General features: G+C 73.7%; 19 protein-coding genes. 15 read left to right on the forward strand and 4 right to left on the reverse strand.

What is annotated here, in order from left to right; genetic code table 11:
- The first annotated feature begins 12 nt into the window (after positions 1–12).
- The 5 genes from ABD363_RS09245 (at position 13) to ABD363_RS09260 (ending at position 2,796) form a co-directional block, all read left to right on the forward strand.
- Positions 13–753, forward strand: coding sequence for an LmeA family phospholipid-binding protein (locus ABD363_RS09245; RefSeq protein ID WP_344601549.1), 741 nt, complete (start codon positions 13–15; stop codon positions 751–753).
- A gap of 268 nt (positions 754–1,021) precedes the next feature.
- Positions 1,022–1,102 carry a putative leader peptide gene (locus ABD363_RS32600; protein ID WP_425577959.1) on the forward strand — a complete coding sequence of 27 codons (81 nt, stop codon included), beginning with the start codon at positions 1,022–1,024 and terminating at the stop codon, positions 1,100–1,102.
- Between the two features lie 116 nt (positions 1,103–1,218).
- The gene (locus tag ABD363_RS09250; RefSeq protein ID WP_344601550.1) at positions 1,219–2,058 is read left to right on the forward strand and encodes a sulfurtransferase; all 840 of its coding nucleotides are present in this window, start codon (positions 1,219–1,221) and stop codon (positions 2,056–2,058) included.
- 46 nt (positions 2,059–2,104) lie between these two features.
- On the forward strand, positions 2,105–2,392 hold the full coding sequence (locus tag ABD363_RS09255; protein ID WP_028421436.1) for a DUF1416 domain-containing protein: 288 nt from the start codon (positions 2,105–2,107) through the stop codon (positions 2,390–2,392).
- Between the two features lie 146 nt (positions 2,393–2,538).
- Positions 2,539–2,796, forward strand: coding sequence for a DUF3099 domain-containing protein (locus ABD363_RS09260; protein ID WP_344601552.1), 258 nt, complete (start codon positions 2,539–2,541; stop codon positions 2,794–2,796).
- Positions 2,797–2,936: 140 nt separating this feature from the next.
- On the opposite strand, the gene ABD363_RS09265 is transcribed toward ABD363_RS09260, so the two are convergent.
- Complete coding sequence (locus tag ABD363_RS09265) at positions 2,937–3,299, reverse strand: DsrE family protein (RefSeq protein WP_344601554.1); 363 nt, start codon at positions 3,297–3,299, stop codon at positions 2,937–2,939.
- A gap of 261 nt (positions 3,300–3,560) precedes the next feature.
- Between ABD363_RS09265 and ABD363_RS09270 the strand changes: the two genes are divergently transcribed.
- The 3 genes from ABD363_RS09270 to ygfZ are packed head-to-tail and all read left to right on the forward strand — an operon-like array spanning position 3,561 to position 5,580.
- Positions 3,561–4,136, forward strand: coding sequence for a heme-binding beta-barrel domain-containing protein (locus ABD363_RS09270; protein WP_344601556.1), 576 nt, complete (start codon positions 3,561–3,563; stop codon positions 4,134–4,136).
- Positions 4,137–4,167: 31 nt separating this feature from the next.
- A complete protein-coding gene (locus ABD363_RS09275) occupies positions 4,168–4,605 on the forward strand; it encodes a Fur family transcriptional regulator (protein ID WP_344601558.1) in 438 nt (145 codons plus the stop codon).
- Between the two features lie 9 nt (positions 4,606–4,614).
- The gene (ygfZ, locus tag ABD363_RS09280; RefSeq protein WP_344601560.1) at positions 4,615–5,580 is read left to right on the forward strand and encodes a CAF17-like 4Fe-4S cluster assembly/insertion protein YgfZ; all 966 of its coding nucleotides are present in this window, start codon (positions 4,615–4,617) and stop codon (positions 5,578–5,580) included.
- A 4-nt stretch (positions 5,581–5,584) separates the two neighbouring features.
- Here the strand turns inward: ygfZ and dtd are convergent, their stop codons facing one another.
- Entirely contained in the window at positions 5,585–6,010 is a 426-nt protein-coding gene (gene dtd, locus ABD363_RS09285; RefSeq protein ID WP_344601562.1) for a D-aminoacyl-tRNA deacylase, read from the reverse strand.
- Positions 6,011–6,189: 179 nt separating this feature from the next.
- Here dtd and ABD363_RS09290 point away from each other — a divergent pair, with 179 nt between their 5' ends.
- From ABD363_RS09290 to ABD363_RS09305, 4 genes are all read left to right on the forward strand, one after another.
- Positions 6,190–6,840: an RsiG family protein gene (locus ABD363_RS09290; RefSeq protein WP_344601564.1), complete on the forward strand. Its 651-nt coding sequence runs from the start codon at positions 6,190–6,192 to the stop codon at positions 6,838–6,840.
- 195 nt (positions 6,841–7,035) lie between these two features.
- The gene (locus ABD363_RS09295; protein WP_344601566.1) at positions 7,036–8,292 is read left to right on the forward strand and encodes a GNAT family N-acetyltransferase; all 1,257 of its coding nucleotides are present in this window, start codon (positions 7,036–7,038) and stop codon (positions 8,290–8,292) included.
- A 310-nt stretch (positions 8,293–8,602) separates the two neighbouring features.
- Positions 8,603–9,217, forward strand: a complete 615-nt coding sequence (locus tag ABD363_RS09300) for a TetR family transcriptional regulator (RefSeq protein ID WP_344601568.1) — start codon at positions 8,603–8,605, stop codon at positions 9,215–9,217.
- Positions 9,218–9,265: 48 nt separating this feature from the next.
- The gene (locus tag ABD363_RS09305) at positions 9,266–11,326 is read left to right on the forward strand and encodes a HelD family protein (protein ID WP_344601570.1); all 2,061 of its coding nucleotides are present in this window, start codon (positions 9,266–9,268) and stop codon (positions 11,324–11,326) included.
- Positions 11,327–11,345: 19 nt separating this feature from the next.
- Here the strand turns inward: ABD363_RS09305 and ABD363_RS09310 are convergent, their stop codons facing one another.
- A complete protein-coding gene (locus ABD363_RS09310) occupies positions 11,346–12,233 on the reverse strand; it encodes an NAD(P)-dependent oxidoreductase (RefSeq protein ID WP_344601572.1) in 888 nt (295 codons plus the stop codon).
- Positions 12,234–12,283: 50 nt separating this feature from the next.
- Between ABD363_RS09310 and ABD363_RS09315 the strand changes: the two genes are divergently transcribed.
- Positions 12,284–12,637, forward strand: coding sequence for a winged helix-turn-helix transcriptional regulator (locus ABD363_RS09315; protein WP_344601574.1), 354 nt, complete (start codon positions 12,284–12,286; stop codon positions 12,635–12,637).
- Positions 12,638–12,929: 292 nt separating this feature from the next.
- Here ABD363_RS09315 and ABD363_RS09320 read toward each other — a convergent pair whose 3' ends face one another.
- Positions 12,930–13,508, reverse strand: coding sequence for a TetR/AcrR family transcriptional regulator (locus ABD363_RS09320; protein ID WP_344601576.1), 579 nt, complete (start codon positions 13,506–13,508; stop codon positions 12,930–12,932).
- Between the two features lie 558 nt (positions 13,509–14,066).
- On the opposite strand from ABD363_RS09320, the gene ABD363_RS09325 reads away from it, so the two are divergent.
- Positions 14,067–14,798, forward strand: a complete 732-nt coding sequence (locus ABD363_RS09325; protein WP_344601578.1) for a DUF4097 family beta strand repeat-containing protein — start codon at positions 14,067–14,069, stop codon at positions 14,796–14,798.
- 67 nt (positions 14,799–14,865) lie between these two features.
- A complete protein-coding gene (locus ABD363_RS09330) occupies positions 14,866–15,018 on the forward strand; it encodes a hypothetical protein (RefSeq protein ID WP_344601579.1) in 153 nt (50 codons plus the stop codon).
- Positions 15,019–15,141: the final 123 nt, after the last annotated feature.

Here is a 15,141-nt window from a genome sequence, read left to right on the forward strand (position 1 = left end):
AGAGAGCAGCACATGCGCGCACTGCGAATACTTCTGATCCTCGTCGTGATCCTCGGCGGCCTCTTCGTGGCCCTGGACCGCCTGGCGGTCGGCTTCGCGGAGGACGAGGCGGCGGACCGGCTGCGCGCCGCCGAGAACCTGAGCGCCGCCCCGGACGTGTCCATCAAGGGCTTCCCCTTCCTCACCCAGGTGGCCGGCGGCGAACTGGACGAGGTCGAGGTCGGCATCCAGGACTACGAGGCCGCCACCGGCGACGGCGCCGGGAAGATCCGTATCGACGACCTCCGGGCGGACATGAGGGGCGTGGAGTTCTCCGGCGACTTCGGCTCCGTCACCGCGGCCGACGCCGCCGGAACCGCCCTCATCACCTACGACGAGTTGCTGAAGACCGCCAAGCCCGAGCCCACCCAGGTGGCCCCCGGGGTCACCGCCGACGTCGTCGGGCTCTCCGACGGCGGCAACGGCAAGATCAAGGTCGAGGTCGAGGCGACGGTGCTGGGCACCGAGCTGCCGGAGCCGGTGTACGTGCTGAGCACCGTCAGCGTGGTCGACGGCGACACCGTGCGGGTGCAGGCCGGCGAGCTGCCCAGGCTCGGCGGCGTCCAGCTCGCCGAGTCCCGGGTGCGGGCCGTCACCGACTTCGAGCAGAAGATCGGCCGGCTGCCGGGCGGCGTCCGGCTCGACAAGGTGGAGCCGGCGCGGAACGGCGTGGAGATCACGGTGCGGGGTTCGAACGTCAGGCTGGTGGGGTAAGGACGTCCCGCGGCCGCCGTGAGCACGGCTGACGCGAGCGCGGGCGCCGGCGGCCACGGCCGGCCGTCCGGGACCGGCGGCGCGGGCCCGCGCCCCGTCCGACAGGCGAGACGTGCTGTCCGTACCGCAGATGCACCCGCGGACCCGGACGCCCGGGAGCCGCGCGGCCCCTGGTCGCACGGGTTTTCGTCCCGCATTCCGGACAATCCCGTCTCACGATGCGACACGCCGGTGACACGTCCGCCGGTCCGTCCCTACGATCGGGACCATGGAGCGACAGGCGGATCTCACGAAGCGGCGGGCAGTGGACCTGTGCCGCGTTGCCGCCATGCTCTGTCGCGCCTTCTGAGCGGAAGCCCCGCCTTCCGCATCCCCCGCCCTGCTCAGGGCATCCGTGCGCCGTCTCGTCCGAGCGCGCACCCCTCACTCGCACGCCCCGCCGCAACTGCCCCGGAGGAGAAGAGCATGAGCCGCAGCGACGTCCTGGTCGACGCCGACTGGCTGGAGCAGCACCTGGACGACCCGAACATCGCGATCGTCGAGGTCGACGAGGACACGTCCGCGTACGACAAGAACCACATCCGCAACGCGATCAAGATCGACTGGACCAAGGACCTCCAGGACCCGGTCCGCCGCGACTTCATCGACCAGGAGGGCTTCGAGAAGCTCCTGTCGGCCAAGGGCATCGCCAACGACACGCTGGTGATCCTCTACGGCGGCAACAACAACTGGTTCGCCTCGTACGCGTACTGGTACTTCAAGCTGTACGGCCACGAGAACGTCAAGCTCCTCGACGGCGGCCGCAAGAAGTGGGAGCTGGACGCCCGCGAGCTGGTCGAGGAGGTGCCCGAGCGCCCGACGACCGAGTACAAGGCCAAGCCGCAGAACACCGCCATCCGCGCCTTCCGCGACGACGTGGTGGCGGCGATCGGCTCGCAGAACCTGGTCGACGTCCGTTCCCCCGACGAGTTCTCGGGCAAGCTGCTCGCCCCGGCGCACCTGCCGCAGGAGCAGTCGCAGCGCCCGGGCCACGTCCCGACCGCCCGCAACATCCCGTGGTCGAAGAACGCCAACGACGACGGCACGTTCAAGTCCGACGAGGAGCTGAAGAAGCTCTACGAGGAGGAGAACGTCGACCTGTCCAAGGACACCATCGCCTACTGCCGCATCGGTGAGCGCTCCGCGCTGACCTGGTTCGTCCTGCACGAGCTGCTGGGCGTGGAGAACGTCAAGAACTACGACGGCTCCTGGACCGAGTACGGCTCCCTCGTCGGCGTGCCGATCGAGCTCGGCACCGGCAAGTAACCCACCACCCGACCGACCTTTCAGGACCTCTCTTCAGGAGTACGACATGTGCGGAGCGAAGGCCGGCGGCCCGGACGCCTCGACGATCAAGCCCGGTGAGACCACGATCCAGGGCCAGGTGACCCGCGACGGCGAGCCGGTGACGGGCTACGTCCGTCTGCTGGACTCGACCGGCGAGTTCACCGCGGAGGTCCCGACCTCCGCCACCGGACAGTTCCGCTTCTACGCGGCCGAGGGCACCTGGACCGTCCGCGCCCTCGTGCCCGGCGCCACCGCCGACCGCACGGTCGTCGCCCAGAAGGGCGGCCTGGCCGAGGTCGCGATCGCCGTCTGACGGCCCGTCGTCCGGCGCCCGCGCCGGACGACGGCCGACGGGCCGTGTCCCCCGAGTCGAACGACTCGGGGGACACGGCCCGTCGCCGTTCCCGCCCCTCGTCGTCCCCGGCGTGCGACCGCCTTCCCCGGGCCTACGCTGGACACATGTACGCACGACGGCGGCACATGTACTTCGCCCTGATGGGCACCTGCCTGGCGCTGTTCGTCCTGGCCTGGGGCGTCGTGCGCATCTGGTCGGTGCCGGCGGCCGTCGGCATGTGCCTGGTGGCGATGGTCATCCCGCCGGTCGCCGCGGTGGTCGCCAACCGCCGCGGCCCCGACGACCGCTGGTGGGACGACCCCTCCGGCGACCCGCAGTCCGACGAGTGGTGGGACGAACTGGACGGAAGGAAACGGCACTGAGCGAGCGGCACCGCTCGCGCGAGGGGCAGCGGACGCGTCCCGCCGCGGCGACGCCGGACGCGCCGGACCCCCGTGAGCCGGCGGCCGAGGGCCGGGATCGGTAGACGAGCGCCTGCGTGACCGGCGGCCGAGGGCCGGGATCAGTAGACGAGCGCCTGCGTGTCGTCCGCCAGCGCCTCCTGGACGAAGACCTGCGCGCCCGCGATCCGCACGCCCTCGACGACGTCCCGCTCGGTGATCCCCCGGCGGGCCGCGCACTGCGTGCACAGCGTGATCCGGCCGCCCGCCAGCACCGAGTCGATCAGGTCCGGCAGCGGGGCGGCGTGCGGCAGCTCGAACTCGGCGGCCCGGCCCGGCAGGGCGAACCACGACGACTCCCCGGTCAGCCACAGGGAGACCTCGACACCGCTGGCCACGGCCACGGCCGCCACCGTGAACGCCTGCGAGCAGCGCTCCGGGGCGTCGGCCCCCGCCGTCACCTTGATCACGAGCTTCTTCGCCATGCCGGAATCGTACGGCCCGGGGGCGGGGCGCACCTCACAGGGAGAGCCGGGCCCCGGCCGCGTAAGCTGGGGCCCGGCCCTGTGCACGTAGCGCACGCACCGCACCGCTCAATCGAGGAGCACCCGTGACGATCTTCTTCGAAGCCCTGCTGGTCCTGGTCTGCGTCGGCGTCCTCGCCTTCACCGGACTGACCGTGAAGAAGCTGTTCCAGGGCCAGCGCTGAACCGCCCCGACAGACGTACGAGACCCTTGAGCTGCTCATGATCGAGATTCCGTCCGACCTGCACAAGGACCTGGTCCCCCTCGCCTTCCTGCTCGGCAACTGGGCCGGCGCGGGTGTGCACGACTTCCCCGGCGCCGAGAAGTGCAACTTCGGGCAGGAGGTCACCTTCACGCACGACGGCCGGGACTTCCTGGAGTACCACTCCCACACCTGGGTGTTGGACAAGGACGGCAACAAGGTCAGGCCCCTGGAGACCGAGCACGGCTTCTGGCGCGTCGACGCCGACCGCAAGGTCGAGGTGACGATGACCCGCGACGACGGCGTCGTCGAGATCTGGTACGGCGAACTGGCCGACAAGAAGCCGCAGATCGACCTCGTCACGGACGCGGTGGCCCGCACCGCCGCCTCCCGCCCCTACACCGGCGGCAAGCGCCTGTACGGCTACGTCAAGAGCGACCTGATGTGGGTCGGCGAGAAGCAGACCCCCGAGGTCGGCCTGCGCCCCTACATGTCGGCCCACCTGAAGAAGGTCGTCACCCCGGAGGAGGTCGAACGCTGGGCCAAGGCCCTTCCCGACGACCTGCCGGACGACGGGATCGCGTTCTTCAAGTGAGCTCCGGCGCCGGTCGGCCTAGACTCTCCGTGTGGTGAGCACCGACTGGAAGAGCGATCTGCGGCAGCGCGGCTACCGGCTGACCCCGCAGCGGCAACTCGTGCTCGAAGCCGTGGACACCCTGGAGCACGCGACCCCCGACGACATCCTCAGCGAAGTGCGCAAGACGGCGTCGGGGGTCAACATCTCCACCGTCTACCGGACCCTGGAGCTCCTGGAGGAACTGGGGCTGGTCAGCCACGCGCACCTGGGGCACGGGGCGCCGACGTACCACCTGGCCGACCGGCACCACCACATCCACCTGGTCTGCCGCGACTGCACCCATGTGATCGAGGCGGACCTGGAGGTGGCCGCCGAGTTCACCGCCAAGCTGCGCGAGACGTTCGGCTTCGACACGGACATGAAGCACTTCGCGATCTTCGGCCGGTGCAAGGACTGTTCCCTGAAGGGTTCAAGTACCGAGTCGTAGGCTAGGCATATGAAGAGCCCTCTGCTGTCCCTGCCCGGCGCCGTCCCCGCCGAGGGCGTGGACGAAGGCGTCGCCGCCCACTACGGCGACCTGTTCCGCGAACAGCGTGCCCTGGCCGGCGGCACCGGGTTCGTGGACCTCTCCCACCGCGGCGTCGTGACCGTCTCCGGCGAGGACCGGCTCGGCTGGCTGCACCTGCTGCTCACCCAGCACGTCAGCGACCTCCCGCCGCACCAGGCCACCGAGGCGCTCATCCTCTCCGCCCACGGTCACATCGAACACGCGCTCTACCTCGTCGACGACGGCGAGACGGTCTGGGCCCACGTCGAGCCCGGCACCCAGGACGCGCTGATCGCGTACCTGGAGTCGATGAAGTTCTTCTACAAGGTCGAGGTCGCCGACCGGACGGACGAGTTCGCGGTCGTGCACCTGCCGGCCGGCTCCATCGCCGAGGCCCCGGACGGCGTCGTCGTCCGCGAGACCCCCTACGGCCGTGACCTGTTCCTGCCGCGCGCGGAGCTGGCGGCGTACGCGCGGCAGGCGGGCCCGCCGGCCGGGCTGCTGGCGTACGAGGCGCTGCGCGTGGAGGCCCACCGGCCGCGGCTCGGCTTCGAGACCGACCACCGCACCATCCCGCACGAACTGGGCTGGATAGGCACGGCCGTGCACCTGCACAAGGGCTGCTACCGGGGACAGGAGACCGTGGCCCGGGTGCAGAACCTGGGCAAGCCGCCGCGCCGGCTGGTCTTCCTGCACCTCGACGGCAGCGAGGTGCACCTGCCGCCGCCCGGCACGGAGATCCGCCTCGCGGACGACGGCGCCGACGGCCGCAGGGTCGGCTTCGTCACCACCTCCGTACGCCACCACGAGCTGGGCCCGGTCGCCCTCGCCCTGGTGAAGCGGAACGTCCCGGTGGACGCGCGGCTGATGGCGGGGGACACGGCGGCGGCGCAGGAAGTCGTCGTCGAGCCCTGAGACCTCAGATCTCCAGCAGCACCGTGAACGGGCCGTCGTTCGTCAGGGACACCCGCATCCGGGCGCCGAAGCGGCCCGTCGCCACCGTCGCGCCGAGCGCGCGCAGCCGGGCGACGACCTCGTCGACGAGCGGCTCGGCGACATCGCCGGGGGCGGCCGCGTTCCAGGTGGGGCGGCGGCCCTTGCGGGCGTCGCCGTAGAGCGTGAACTGGCTGACGACCAGCAGCGGCGCGCCCGTGTCGCTGCACGACCGCTCGTCGTGCAGCATGCGGAGCGTCCACAGCTTGCGGGCGAGCCGGGCCGCCGTCTCCTCGGTGTCCTCATGGGTGACGCCGACCAGGACGCACAGGCCCTCGCCCTCGAACGCCCCCACCGTCTCGCCGTCCACGACGACGCTCGCGCCGTCCACCCGCTGTACCACTGCACGCATGCGGCCATGATGCCGTGCCGTCACGGGCGCTTGCCGGGCGGCCCGTACGGATGATCTTTTAGCTTTCTTTTCACTCCGTAACCCCCCATCCGGGGCGGATCGGGCGCACTCGGTCACTTCTTGTCCACCCGGGGTGGCACGATGCTCCCAATAGCCGGTCGAGGGGACGGTTGAGACAGATGAGCACACCGAGCATGGGACAGCCCCTCGGGGCTGTCTCGTTGGCCCAGGCGGTCGGGCGGGAGATGCCCCGGCCCCCCGTGCAGCGCACCGACAGCCCGCACCTGCCCCCGGATCCTCCCCCGAGCCCGTCGGGCGGGGACCGCCCCCAGCCGTCCGACCTGGCCGCGCTGAGCCTGCCCGAACTGCGCGCCCTGCGCCGCAGCGCCCAGCGCGAGGAGGCCGACCTGAGCTACGTACGGCGGCTGCTGCAGGGGCGGATCGACATCCTGCGGGCGGAGCTGGCCCGGCGCTCCCCCGAGGCGGCCTCCTCCGCCGCGGGCGGGACGTCCGTGGTCGAGCGGCTCGCGGAGATCCTGCGGGACGCCCCGGCCCGGCACCGCTCCTCGGCCCGCCACGTGACGCTGGACACCCCGCACGGCGAGGAGGCCCGGCGGCTGGCGGCGGAGATGCTCGCCGAGGTGGAGCTGTCGGACCTGGCGGCCCGGACGGACCTGGAGCTGAACACCGCGATGAACCGGCTCGCGCGGTACGAGCAGCGGGTGTCGCGCAGACGGCAGCGGCTGCAGCGGACCGCCGACGGCTGCGGCGCGGAGATCGCCCGCAGGTACCGTGACGGGGAAGCACAAGTCGACGACCTGCTCGGGTGACGGCGCGCCGGACCACGGGAGACCGCGGGTGACCTCCCCGGCGACGTCCCGCCTCCCGGGCGGTGGTCCGGCTTCCGGGCCGCGGGTGGGGACCGGGCGGTGCCGACGGCCCGCCTTCCGGGCGGTGGTCCGGCTTCCGGGCGCCCCGGTGATAATCCCGCGACCGCCTCCCCGCGCGGCACCTACGGTGGCCCCATGAGCCGTCCGCACTCCGACACCGACGTACGCGCCGTCACCGAGGCCGAGCTGCCCGAGTGGATCCGCGCCCGGCACACCGGTTTCCTGCGCGAGCCCGTCGTCACAGAGGAACAGGTGAGGGCGCGGCGCGACCAGTTCGTGCCCGGCCGGCTCCTCGGCGCCTTCGACGACGGCCGCTGCGTGGCGACGCTCCGCTCCTTCGCGCAGGAGATCACCGCCGTCGGCGGCAGGCCCGTGGCGGCCGACGCCGTCTCGAGCGTCACCGTCAGCCCCACCCACCGCCGCCGCGGCCTGCTCACCCGGATGATCACCCGGGACCTGGCGGCCGCGAAGGAGCGCGGGGACGTCGTCGCCACGCTGATCGCCGCCGAGTACCCGATCTACGGCCGGTACGGCTTCGGCCCGGCGACCTGGACCGCCGAGTGGACCGTCGACGTGCCGCGCGCCGGGCTGGACCCGCGCCGGGCGGGCCCGGAGGACGGCGGCCGGGTCGACCTCGTGGACGGCGAGGACGTCCGCAAGCTCGGTCCCGAGCTGCACGAGCGGCTGCGCCGGGCCCAGCCGGGCGCGGTGAGCCGCGACGAGCTGTGGTGGAAGGTCAACACCGGCGTCGTCCGCCTCGAGCCGTCGTGGACCGAGCCCTTCTACGCCGTGTACCGCTCGGCGTCCGGCGAGGTCGAGGGCATGGTGTCGTACGAGGCGGACGACCGGTGGGGCGAGAACAAGCAGCCGCTGACCACGGCGAGCGTGAACTGGCTGATCGGGGTGACCCCGGCCGCCGAGCGCGCCCTGTGGCACTACCTCTGCTCGATCGACTGGATCACGCGGGTGAAGAGCGGCCGGCGGGCCCCCGACGACCTGCTCCCCCTCTTCCTGCCGGACCCCCGCGCGGCCCGCGTCACCACGCAGGCCGACTGGCTGTGGGTGCGGATCCTGGACGTCGTACGGGCCCTGGAGGCGCGGACGTACGGCGGGCCGGGCTCGCTGGTGCTGGAGGTCGTGGACGAGGGCGGGCCGGCCGGCGGGCGGTACCGGCTGGAGGCGGGCCCCGACGGGGCGTCCTGCGCGCCGACCGGTGGGAGCGCCGATCTCACGCTGGGGGCCGGCGAGCTGGCGGCGCTGTGGCTGGGGGACGAGTCGGCGGTGCGGCTCGCGGCGCTGGGCCGGGTGCGGGAGGAACGAGCGGGCGCCGCCCGGCGGGCCGACGCCCTGCTGCGTACGTCCAGGCGGCCGTGGTGCCCGGACCTGTTCTGAGGGCGCTCCTCCGCGACGGCGACGGGTGGGCGTGTCCGTGGCGTGCTTCTCGGTGGTGGTTGCGGCGGTGGCTGCGGTGACGGCCGTTGTGCGGTGGCGCCGACCGGCCGGGTCCCCGGCTTCCTCGGGGAGGGGCCCGGCCGGCGGCTTGTGAGGACGACCCGGTCCGCAAGCCGGGGCGGACCATCCGGACGGCTGGGCGGGCGGGCCGGACGGCCGGGCGGGGTGGACGGCTTGGCGATGCGGGTGACCGGGCGGACCGGCGCTCGCGCGTGTCCCTGCGGCCGGTCCGCTGCGTAGGCTCACCGGCATGAGCGAGCCCGGGCTGCGTGAGCGCAAGAAGCAGCGGATGTACCAGGCCGTGTCGGACATCGCCGTCCGGCTCTTCGTGGAGAGGGGGTTCGACGCGGTGTCCGTCGCCGAGGTGGCCGCCGCGGCGGAGATCTCCAAGCCGACCCTCTTCCGGTACTTCCCGGCCAAGGAGGACCTGGTCCTGTACCGGATCGCCGATCACGAGGACGAGGCCGCGCGGGTGGTGGCCGGGGCGGCGACGGCGCCCGTCGAGGCGCTGCGGCGGCACTTCCTGGCCGGGCTGGAGCGGTGCGACCCCGTCACCGGGCTCAACGACGACCCCGACGTGCTCGCCTTCCACGCCCTGCTCTACGGGACTCCCGCCCTGGTCGCCCGCCTGTACGGGCACCTGGAGCGGTCGGAGGCCGCGCTCGCCGAGGCCCTCGGGGGCGGGCTGGACGCCCGGCTCGCCGCCGGGCAGATCGTCGCCGTGCAGCGGATCCTCGCGCAGGAGAACTGGCGGCGGATCGCGGCGGGGGAGCGGGTGGCGGACGTGCGGGCGGACGCGGTGGCGGCGGCGGAGCGGGCGTTCGAGGCGCTGGCGGGCGGACTGCCGCACCTCACTCGGACGTGACCGAGTAAAGAATTTAACTGAGTTACGTTTTTCGGTACGCTCGGTGGAATGACACCGACCGACCCCGCCCTCCACCACGAACTCGACCGGGAACGCGCCCACCACGACCACTGCCGCGCCGCCCTCGCCGCCATGGTCGACGAGGCCCGGGAACAGGTCGTCACCGGTGAGGACGTCTCCGCGTCCGGCGCCGACGCCGAAGTGCTCGGGTACCGGCTGCGCAGCCGGGCCAGGGCGCTGCGCGCACTGCCCGAGGGGCCGCTGTTCTTCGGCCGGCTGGACTTCGCGGAGAGCGACGGCGAGGACTCCGGGCGCCCGCGGCCGGCGGCCGCCGACCGGACCCTGCACATCGGACGGCTGCGGATCACCGAGGACCCGGCCGCCCCGCCCCTCGTCGTCGACTGGCGCGCCCCCGTCTCCCGCGCCTTCTACCAGGCCACCGCGCGCGACCCGCAGGGCGTGGCCGTGCGGCGGCGCTTCGGGTGGGCGCCCGGCAGCCGGGGCGACTCCGCCGACCTGACGAGCCTGGAGGACGAGCACCTGGCCCGGGGCGAGGAGGGGCCCGGCGACATCGTCGCCCGGGAGATCGAGCGGCCCCGCGTCGGCCCCATGCGGGACATCGCCGCCACCCTCCGGCCCGAGCAGGACGACCTCGTACGGGAGGAGCCGACGGTGTCGGTGTGCGTGCAGGGCGCGCCGGGCACCGGCAAGACCGCCGTGGGCCTGCACCGCGCCGCCTACCTGCTCTACACCCACCCGCAGCGCGTCCACCGCGGCGGACTGCTGGTCCTCGGCCCCAACCGCACCTTCCTGTCGTACATCGCGCAGGTCCTCCCGGCGCTCGGCGAGACCGGCGTGCGCCAGTCCACCCTCGCCGACGAGATCGCCCGGCACCCGGTCACCGGGACCGACGACGAGCGGACCGCCGCCGTCAAGCACGACGCCCGGACGGCCGAGGTGCTGCGCCGGGCGCTGTACGCGCGGGTGCGGACCGACGGCGCCGGCTCCCTCGCCGTGCCGGACGGCTCCTACCGCTGGCGGATCGGGGCGGAGGAACTGGCGCGGATCGTGGCGGACGTGCGGCGGGAAGAGCCGCCGTACGCCGTCGGGCGGGAGCGGGTGCGCAGCCGGATCGTGGCGGGCCTGCGGGAACAGGCCGAGCGGCGGGGCGGACCGCGCACCACCGCCTGGCTGCGCAGGATCGAGCGGGCCCGGCCGGTCGGCGCGTACCTCGACGCCGTCTGGCCCCGGGTGCGGCCCGAGGAGGTCGTCGCCGGGCTCCTCGGCGACCCGGAGGCGCTGGCGGCGGCGGCCGACGGGCTGCTGGACGCCGGCGAACAGGAGGCGCTGCGGTGGGCGAGGCCGCCGCGGTCGTGGCGGTCGGCGCGCTGGTCGGCCGCCGACCTGGTCCTCCTCGACGAGGCCGCCGGGCTGATCGAACACCCCGAGGGGTACGGCCACGTCGTCGTCGACGAGGCGCAGGACCTCTCCCCGATGGAGTGCCGGGCGATCGCCCGGCGGTCCCGGTTCGGTTCGCTCACCGTCCTCGGCGACCTGGCGCAGGGCACCACCCCGTGGGCGGCGCGGTCCTGGGCGGCGACCCTGGCGCACCTGGGGAAGCCGGACGCGGCCGTGGTGGAGCTGACGACCGGGTTCCGGGTGCCGCGGGCGGTCGTCGCGCTCGCCAACCGGCTGCTGCGGCGACTGGACGTCGACGTCCCGCCGGCCCGCTCCCTGCGCGGGGACGGCGAGTTGCGCCTCCGGCGGACGGCGCCGGAGGAGGTGCCCGCCGCGGTCGTGGCCGCCGTGCGCGGCGCGCTGGACCGGGAGGGCTCCGTCGGCGTCGTCGCCGCGGACGCGGACGCGCCCCGGGTGCGGGAGGTGCTGGCGGCGGCCGGGATCGACGCGGCGGGCCCCGGGGACCTGGGCGCCCGGGTGGCCGTGGTCCCGGCGAGCGCCGTCAAGGGACTGGAGTACGACCACGTCGTCGCCGTCGAGCCGGCCGCCGTCGCGGAGGCGGAGGAGCGAGGCCCGCACCGGCTGTACGTGGTGCTGACCCGGGCGGTGTCCCGGCTGGACGTGGTGCACGCGCGGCCGTTGCCGTTCTGAGGCCGTCCGGCTCCCGGGGTCAGCGCCTGCCCAGCACCTCCGCGATCCGGATGAAGCCGTCCCCGCCGTGGCCGAGGCCGATCGCGCGGCGGGCCAGGCCCTCCGCGGCGCGCATCACGCCCGCGTCGATGCCGTGGGACTCGGAGACCTGGACGATGTGCGCCATGGACGACACCGCGGAGGTGAGCGGGTTGCCCTCGCCGGACCAGGTGCCCTCGTCGGCGTCCCGCGCGGTCTCCTCGAACAGCGGCGGCAGGATCGCGCCGATGCCCCGGGCGAAGGGAGCCAGCTCCCGGGCGGTGATGCCCTCGGCGCGGGCCACGGCCAGGGCGTGCGCGTAACCCGCCATCGCCGTCCAGAAGACGTCGAGCAGGGCGATGTCGTAGGCCGCGGCCCGGCCGATCTCCTCGCCGAGGTGGGTGTGGGTGCCGCCCAGGGCGTCCAGGACGGGCCGGTGCCGCCGGTAGAGCTCCTCGGGGCCGCTGTGCAGGAACACCGCGTCGGGCGTGCCGATGGTCGTGGTCGGCGTCATGATCGCGCCGTCCAGGTAGCGGACGCCGTGCCGGTCCGCCCACCGCGCGGTGGCCCGGGCCCGGGCGGGGGTGTCGGCGCTCAGGTTGACGACCGTGCGGCCCTCGAGGGCGTCGGCGACCCGCTCCTGCCGCAGGACGGCGTCCACGGCGTCGTAGTCGACGACGCACACGACGACCAGCTCGCTCGCGGCGGCCGCCTCCGCCGCCGACCGCGCGGCCGTGGCGCCCCGCGCGACCAGTTCCCGGTCCCTGCCCGGCGTACGGTTCCAGACCGTGGTCCGCAGACCCGCCTCCAGGAACGCGCCGGCCAGGGCCCGGCCCATCGGGCCCAGACCGAGGACGGTGACGGCAGACTGGCCGGAAGACGTGGACATGGCTCAACTCCCTGATGGAAAAACACGATCGACGACGAATGGGGCGAACGATGACGCGCCGGCGGCAGGATCCGAACGTCTGCGGAGTGACCGCCGCGATCGCCGTGATCGACGGCAAGTGGAAGACCTCGCTGCTCTGGCTGCTGGAGTCCGGACCGCACCGCCCCGCGGAGCTGCGCCGGCGGCTGCCGGGCCTCAGCGAGAAGGTGCTCACCCAGTCGCTGCGCGAGATGGAGACGGACGGCCTGGTGCACCGGGAGGTGCACGACGTGCTGCCGCTGAAGACCGTGTACTCGCTGACCGGCTTCGGCCGTGACCTCGCCGAGGCGCTGGCCCCCCTCTCGGACTGGGGCCACCGGCGGCTGGAGAGGCTGGCCGGGACGGCCGCCGAGCCGGTCCCCTGACGCGCGTGTCACCTCCGTCCCTCGTGCGTCCGGCGCCCCACCCCTCGCCCGGGTCCAGGTTCGGCGAAGGGAGGACCGCTGCCAAGTACGCACAAAAAAGTGCGTACGCGGGACGCCTCGCGGCGCCCCGGCCGTGGCCGGCCGCGGGCCGACGCACCGGCCACGAGCGGGCAGTCGGTGCGGCCGCCCGCCGTGCCCGGCCCGCTCCAGGCCGGGGTCCCGCGCGGGAATCTCCCGGGTGAGGGGCGGGACGATCCGGGGGAGTCCGGCGGGCCCGGTTCCGGCGTGTCCGTCAGGAGGCGGAGGGCGCGGGCCAGTTGCGCAGCGTGGCGTCGAGGGCGTCCAGGATCCGGGACCAGGTCTCGTCCGTGTCCGGGGCGCTGTGGCTGAAACCGCCCCCCAGCTCCAGGGTGACGTAACCGTGGAAGACGCTGCCCAGCAGCCGGACCGCGTGGGTCTGGTCCGGCTCCGCCAGGTCGTAGCCGCGCAGGACCGCCCGCGTCAGCTGCGCGTGCCGGACGCCGGCGCTCGCGGCCGCCGTCTTCGGATCGAGCCGGAACCGGGCGGCGGCGTAGCGGCCGGGGTGCTCGCGGGCGTAGTCGCGGTAGACGTTCGCGAGGGCGGCCAGCGCGTCCTTGCCGGCCCGCCCGGCCAGGGCGCCGGCGGCCCGGTCGGCGAGCTCCTCCAGGGCGAGCAGGGCGATCCTGGTCTTCAGGTCCCGGGAGCTCCTCAGGTGCGAGTACAGGCTCGCGACCTTGACGTCGAACCGGCGGGCGAGCGCCGAGACGGTCACCTGCTCGAAACCGACCTCGTCGGCCAGTTCGGCTCCCGCGCGGGTCAGGCGTTCCGGGGTCAGGCCGGCGCGCGCCATGACCGTCCTCTCCGCCGACTCCGCTGACGCGACCGATTGTGTAATCGCCTGAACGATCCAGGCAAGCGGCCGGGGACGGGGCGGTGCGGCCGCCCGCGTCCGCTCCCGGGAGATCCGGATCGATGAGGCGCCTTTGCGCCGGCCTTCGTCGGCTCTGCCCAGCGGCTTGCGGAGCCGCCGGCCCCGTGGGTCGGCAAGGGCGGTCCGTGCGCGTCCGGCCGGTCGAGCCGTCACCCGGTGATGCGGGTGCCGGGGGAGGCACGCCGTACCCGGGCGAACGTGCCGGCGGCTCCGCCCCGGCCCGCCGGCGGACTGCCGGGGAGCGGCCGGCGGACTGCCGAGGAGCGGCCGGCTCCGCGTCAGGACCTTGCGGACCGGAGCGTCCGGAGTGAGGACAGCCCTCGGCCGATCCGGGGGTTTGCCCCATGGTCGCGTGACGGCGGCAGCCATAACGTCGAGGAACGTCGAACCCGATAACCCGATGAACCCGAAGCGGGATCCGGGCCGGCGCTTTCTTCGGGCCTGTTCAGGCGACTCTCCGGGAATTGGGGGACATCCATGCGTCAGCAACTCCGCTGCCTCGGGGGTTCGGCGGCGGCCGTGTTCGCAGCCGGCGGACTCGCTGCCTGCGGTCTGGTCGGGGGCGAGACCTTCGAGGACAGCAGCGCACTGTCCGGGGAGATCGCCTCCGTGAGGCTGGAGAACGGATCGGGCGGCGTCACCGTCAACGGCACGGAGGACGGCGGAAAGCTGTCTTTGCGCCGGGAGGTCGAATACCGCGGTGACAAGCCGCGGGGTGTCACCCACCGGATCGAGAACGGCGTGCTGATCCTCGGCGGCTGCGGCAGCCGCTGCTCGGTCGACTACACCGTCGACGTTCCCGCCGGTGTCCCGGTGAGCGGCGAGGTGTCCAGCGGCGGGATCCACCTGAACAAGGTGGGGGCGGTGAAGGTGACCACCAGTTCCGGCCGCATCGAGATGAACGGCGTCTCCGGCGCGGTGGAGGTGAAGACCTCCAACGGAAGGATCACCGGGGAGGACATCAAGGGCACGCGGATCCGGGCACAGACCTCCAACGGCGCGATCAGCCTGACCCCGGCAACACCGCTGGACGTGCAGGCCAGGACCTCCAACGGGGACATCACCCTGACCCTGCCGAAGGCCGGCTACCAGGTGACGGCGGACACGAACAACGGCGACAAGGCCATCGGTGTCGCCGACGACCCGTCGGGTGAGTACCGGCTCCGGCTGAAGAGCAGCAACGGGGACATCACTGTCAAGAACTCCTGACCAGGGGGCCGGCGAGTTCGAGTCCGTCGGCACCCACCCCGGCCTGGCCCGAGCCGCCCGCATCGCGGTGCCGCACGCCTTCGCCGACGCCGACGGCCACCGCGCCGTCGTCCACTCGCGCGGCGACGCCGCACGTCCCGTCCCCGAGCGGCTCCACGAGTCCACGGGCTTCACCGCGTACACCCGCACCCGCACCCGCATCGGCGCACCGACCGGCTGAGACGCCGGCCGGCCCCCGGCGATCAGAACGACCGGGACCCGTTCACTTCGCCGGTCAGGCCGGGCGGGAACCACTCGTTTCCACGGGGAACGGACAGCCGTCCGGGCACGCCGCCGCCCGCCG

Source organism: Streptomyces glaucus, from assembly GCF_039533365.1.
Taxonomy (GTDB): Bacteria; Actinomycetota; Actinomycetes; order Streptomycetales; family Streptomycetaceae; genus Streptomyces; species Streptomyces glaucus.

Excerpts from the sequence above, each read along its gene's own strand:
- ABD363_RS09245 (WP_344601549.1), top strand. The coding sequence starts at position 13 with ATGCGCGCACTGCGAATACTTCTGATCCTCGTCGTGATCCTCGGCGGC.
- ABD363_RS32600 (WP_425577959.1), top strand. The coding sequence starts at position 1,022 with ATGGAGCGACAGGCGGATCTCACGAAGCGGCGGGCAGTGGACCTGTGC.
- ABD363_RS09250 (WP_344601550.1), top strand. The coding sequence starts at position 1,219 with ATGAGCCGCAGCGACGTCCTGGTCGACGCCGACTGGCTGGAGCAGCAC.
- ABD363_RS09255 (WP_028421436.1), top strand. The coding sequence starts at position 2,105 with ATGTGCGGAGCGAAGGCCGGCGGCCCGGACGCCTCGACGATCAAGCCC.
- ABD363_RS09260 (WP_344601552.1), top strand. The coding sequence starts at position 2,539 with ATGTACGCACGACGGCGGCACATGTACTTCGCCCTGATGGGCACCTGC.
- ABD363_RS09265 (WP_344601554.1), bottom strand. The coding sequence starts at position 3,299 with ATGGCGAAGAAGCTCGTGATCAAGGTGACGGCGGGGGCCGACGCCCCG.
- ABD363_RS09270 (WP_344601556.1), top strand. The coding sequence starts at position 3,561 with ATGATCGAGATTCCGTCCGACCTGCACAAGGACCTGGTCCCCCTCGCC.
- ygfZ (WP_344601560.1), top strand. The coding sequence starts at position 4,615 with ATGAAGAGCCCTCTGCTGTCCCTGCCCGGCGCCGTCCCCGCCGAGGGC.
- dtd (WP_344601562.1), bottom strand. The coding sequence starts at position 6,010 with ATGCGTGCAGTGGTACAGCGGGTGGACGGCGCGAGCGTCGTCGTGGAC.
- ABD363_RS09290 (WP_344601564.1), top strand. The coding sequence starts at position 6,190 with ATGAGCACACCGAGCATGGGACAGCCCCTCGGGGCTGTCTCGTTGGCC.
- ABD363_RS09295 (WP_344601566.1), top strand. The coding sequence starts at position 7,036 with ATGAGCCGTCCGCACTCCGACACCGACGTACGCGCCGTCACCGAGGCC.
- ABD363_RS09300 (WP_344601568.1), top strand. The coding sequence starts at position 8,603 with ATGAGCGAGCCCGGGCTGCGTGAGCGCAAGAAGCAGCGGATGTACCAG.
- ABD363_RS09305 (WP_344601570.1), top strand. The coding sequence starts at position 9,266 with ATGACACCGACCGACCCCGCCCTCCACCACGAACTCGACCGGGAACGC.
- ABD363_RS09310 (WP_344601572.1), bottom strand. The coding sequence starts at position 12,233 with ATGTCCACGTCTTCCGGCCAGTCTGCCGTCACCGTCCTCGGTCTGGGC.
- ABD363_RS09315 (WP_344601574.1), top strand. The coding sequence starts at position 12,284 with ATGACGCGCCGGCGGCAGGATCCGAACGTCTGCGGAGTGACCGCCGCG.
- ABD363_RS09320 (WP_344601576.1), bottom strand. The coding sequence starts at position 13,508 with ATGGCGCGCGCCGGCCTGACCCCGGAACGCCTGACCCGCGCGGGAGCC.
- ABD363_RS09325 (WP_344601578.1), top strand. The coding sequence starts at position 14,067 with ATGCGTCAGCAACTCCGCTGCCTCGGGGGTTCGGCGGCGGCCGTGTTC.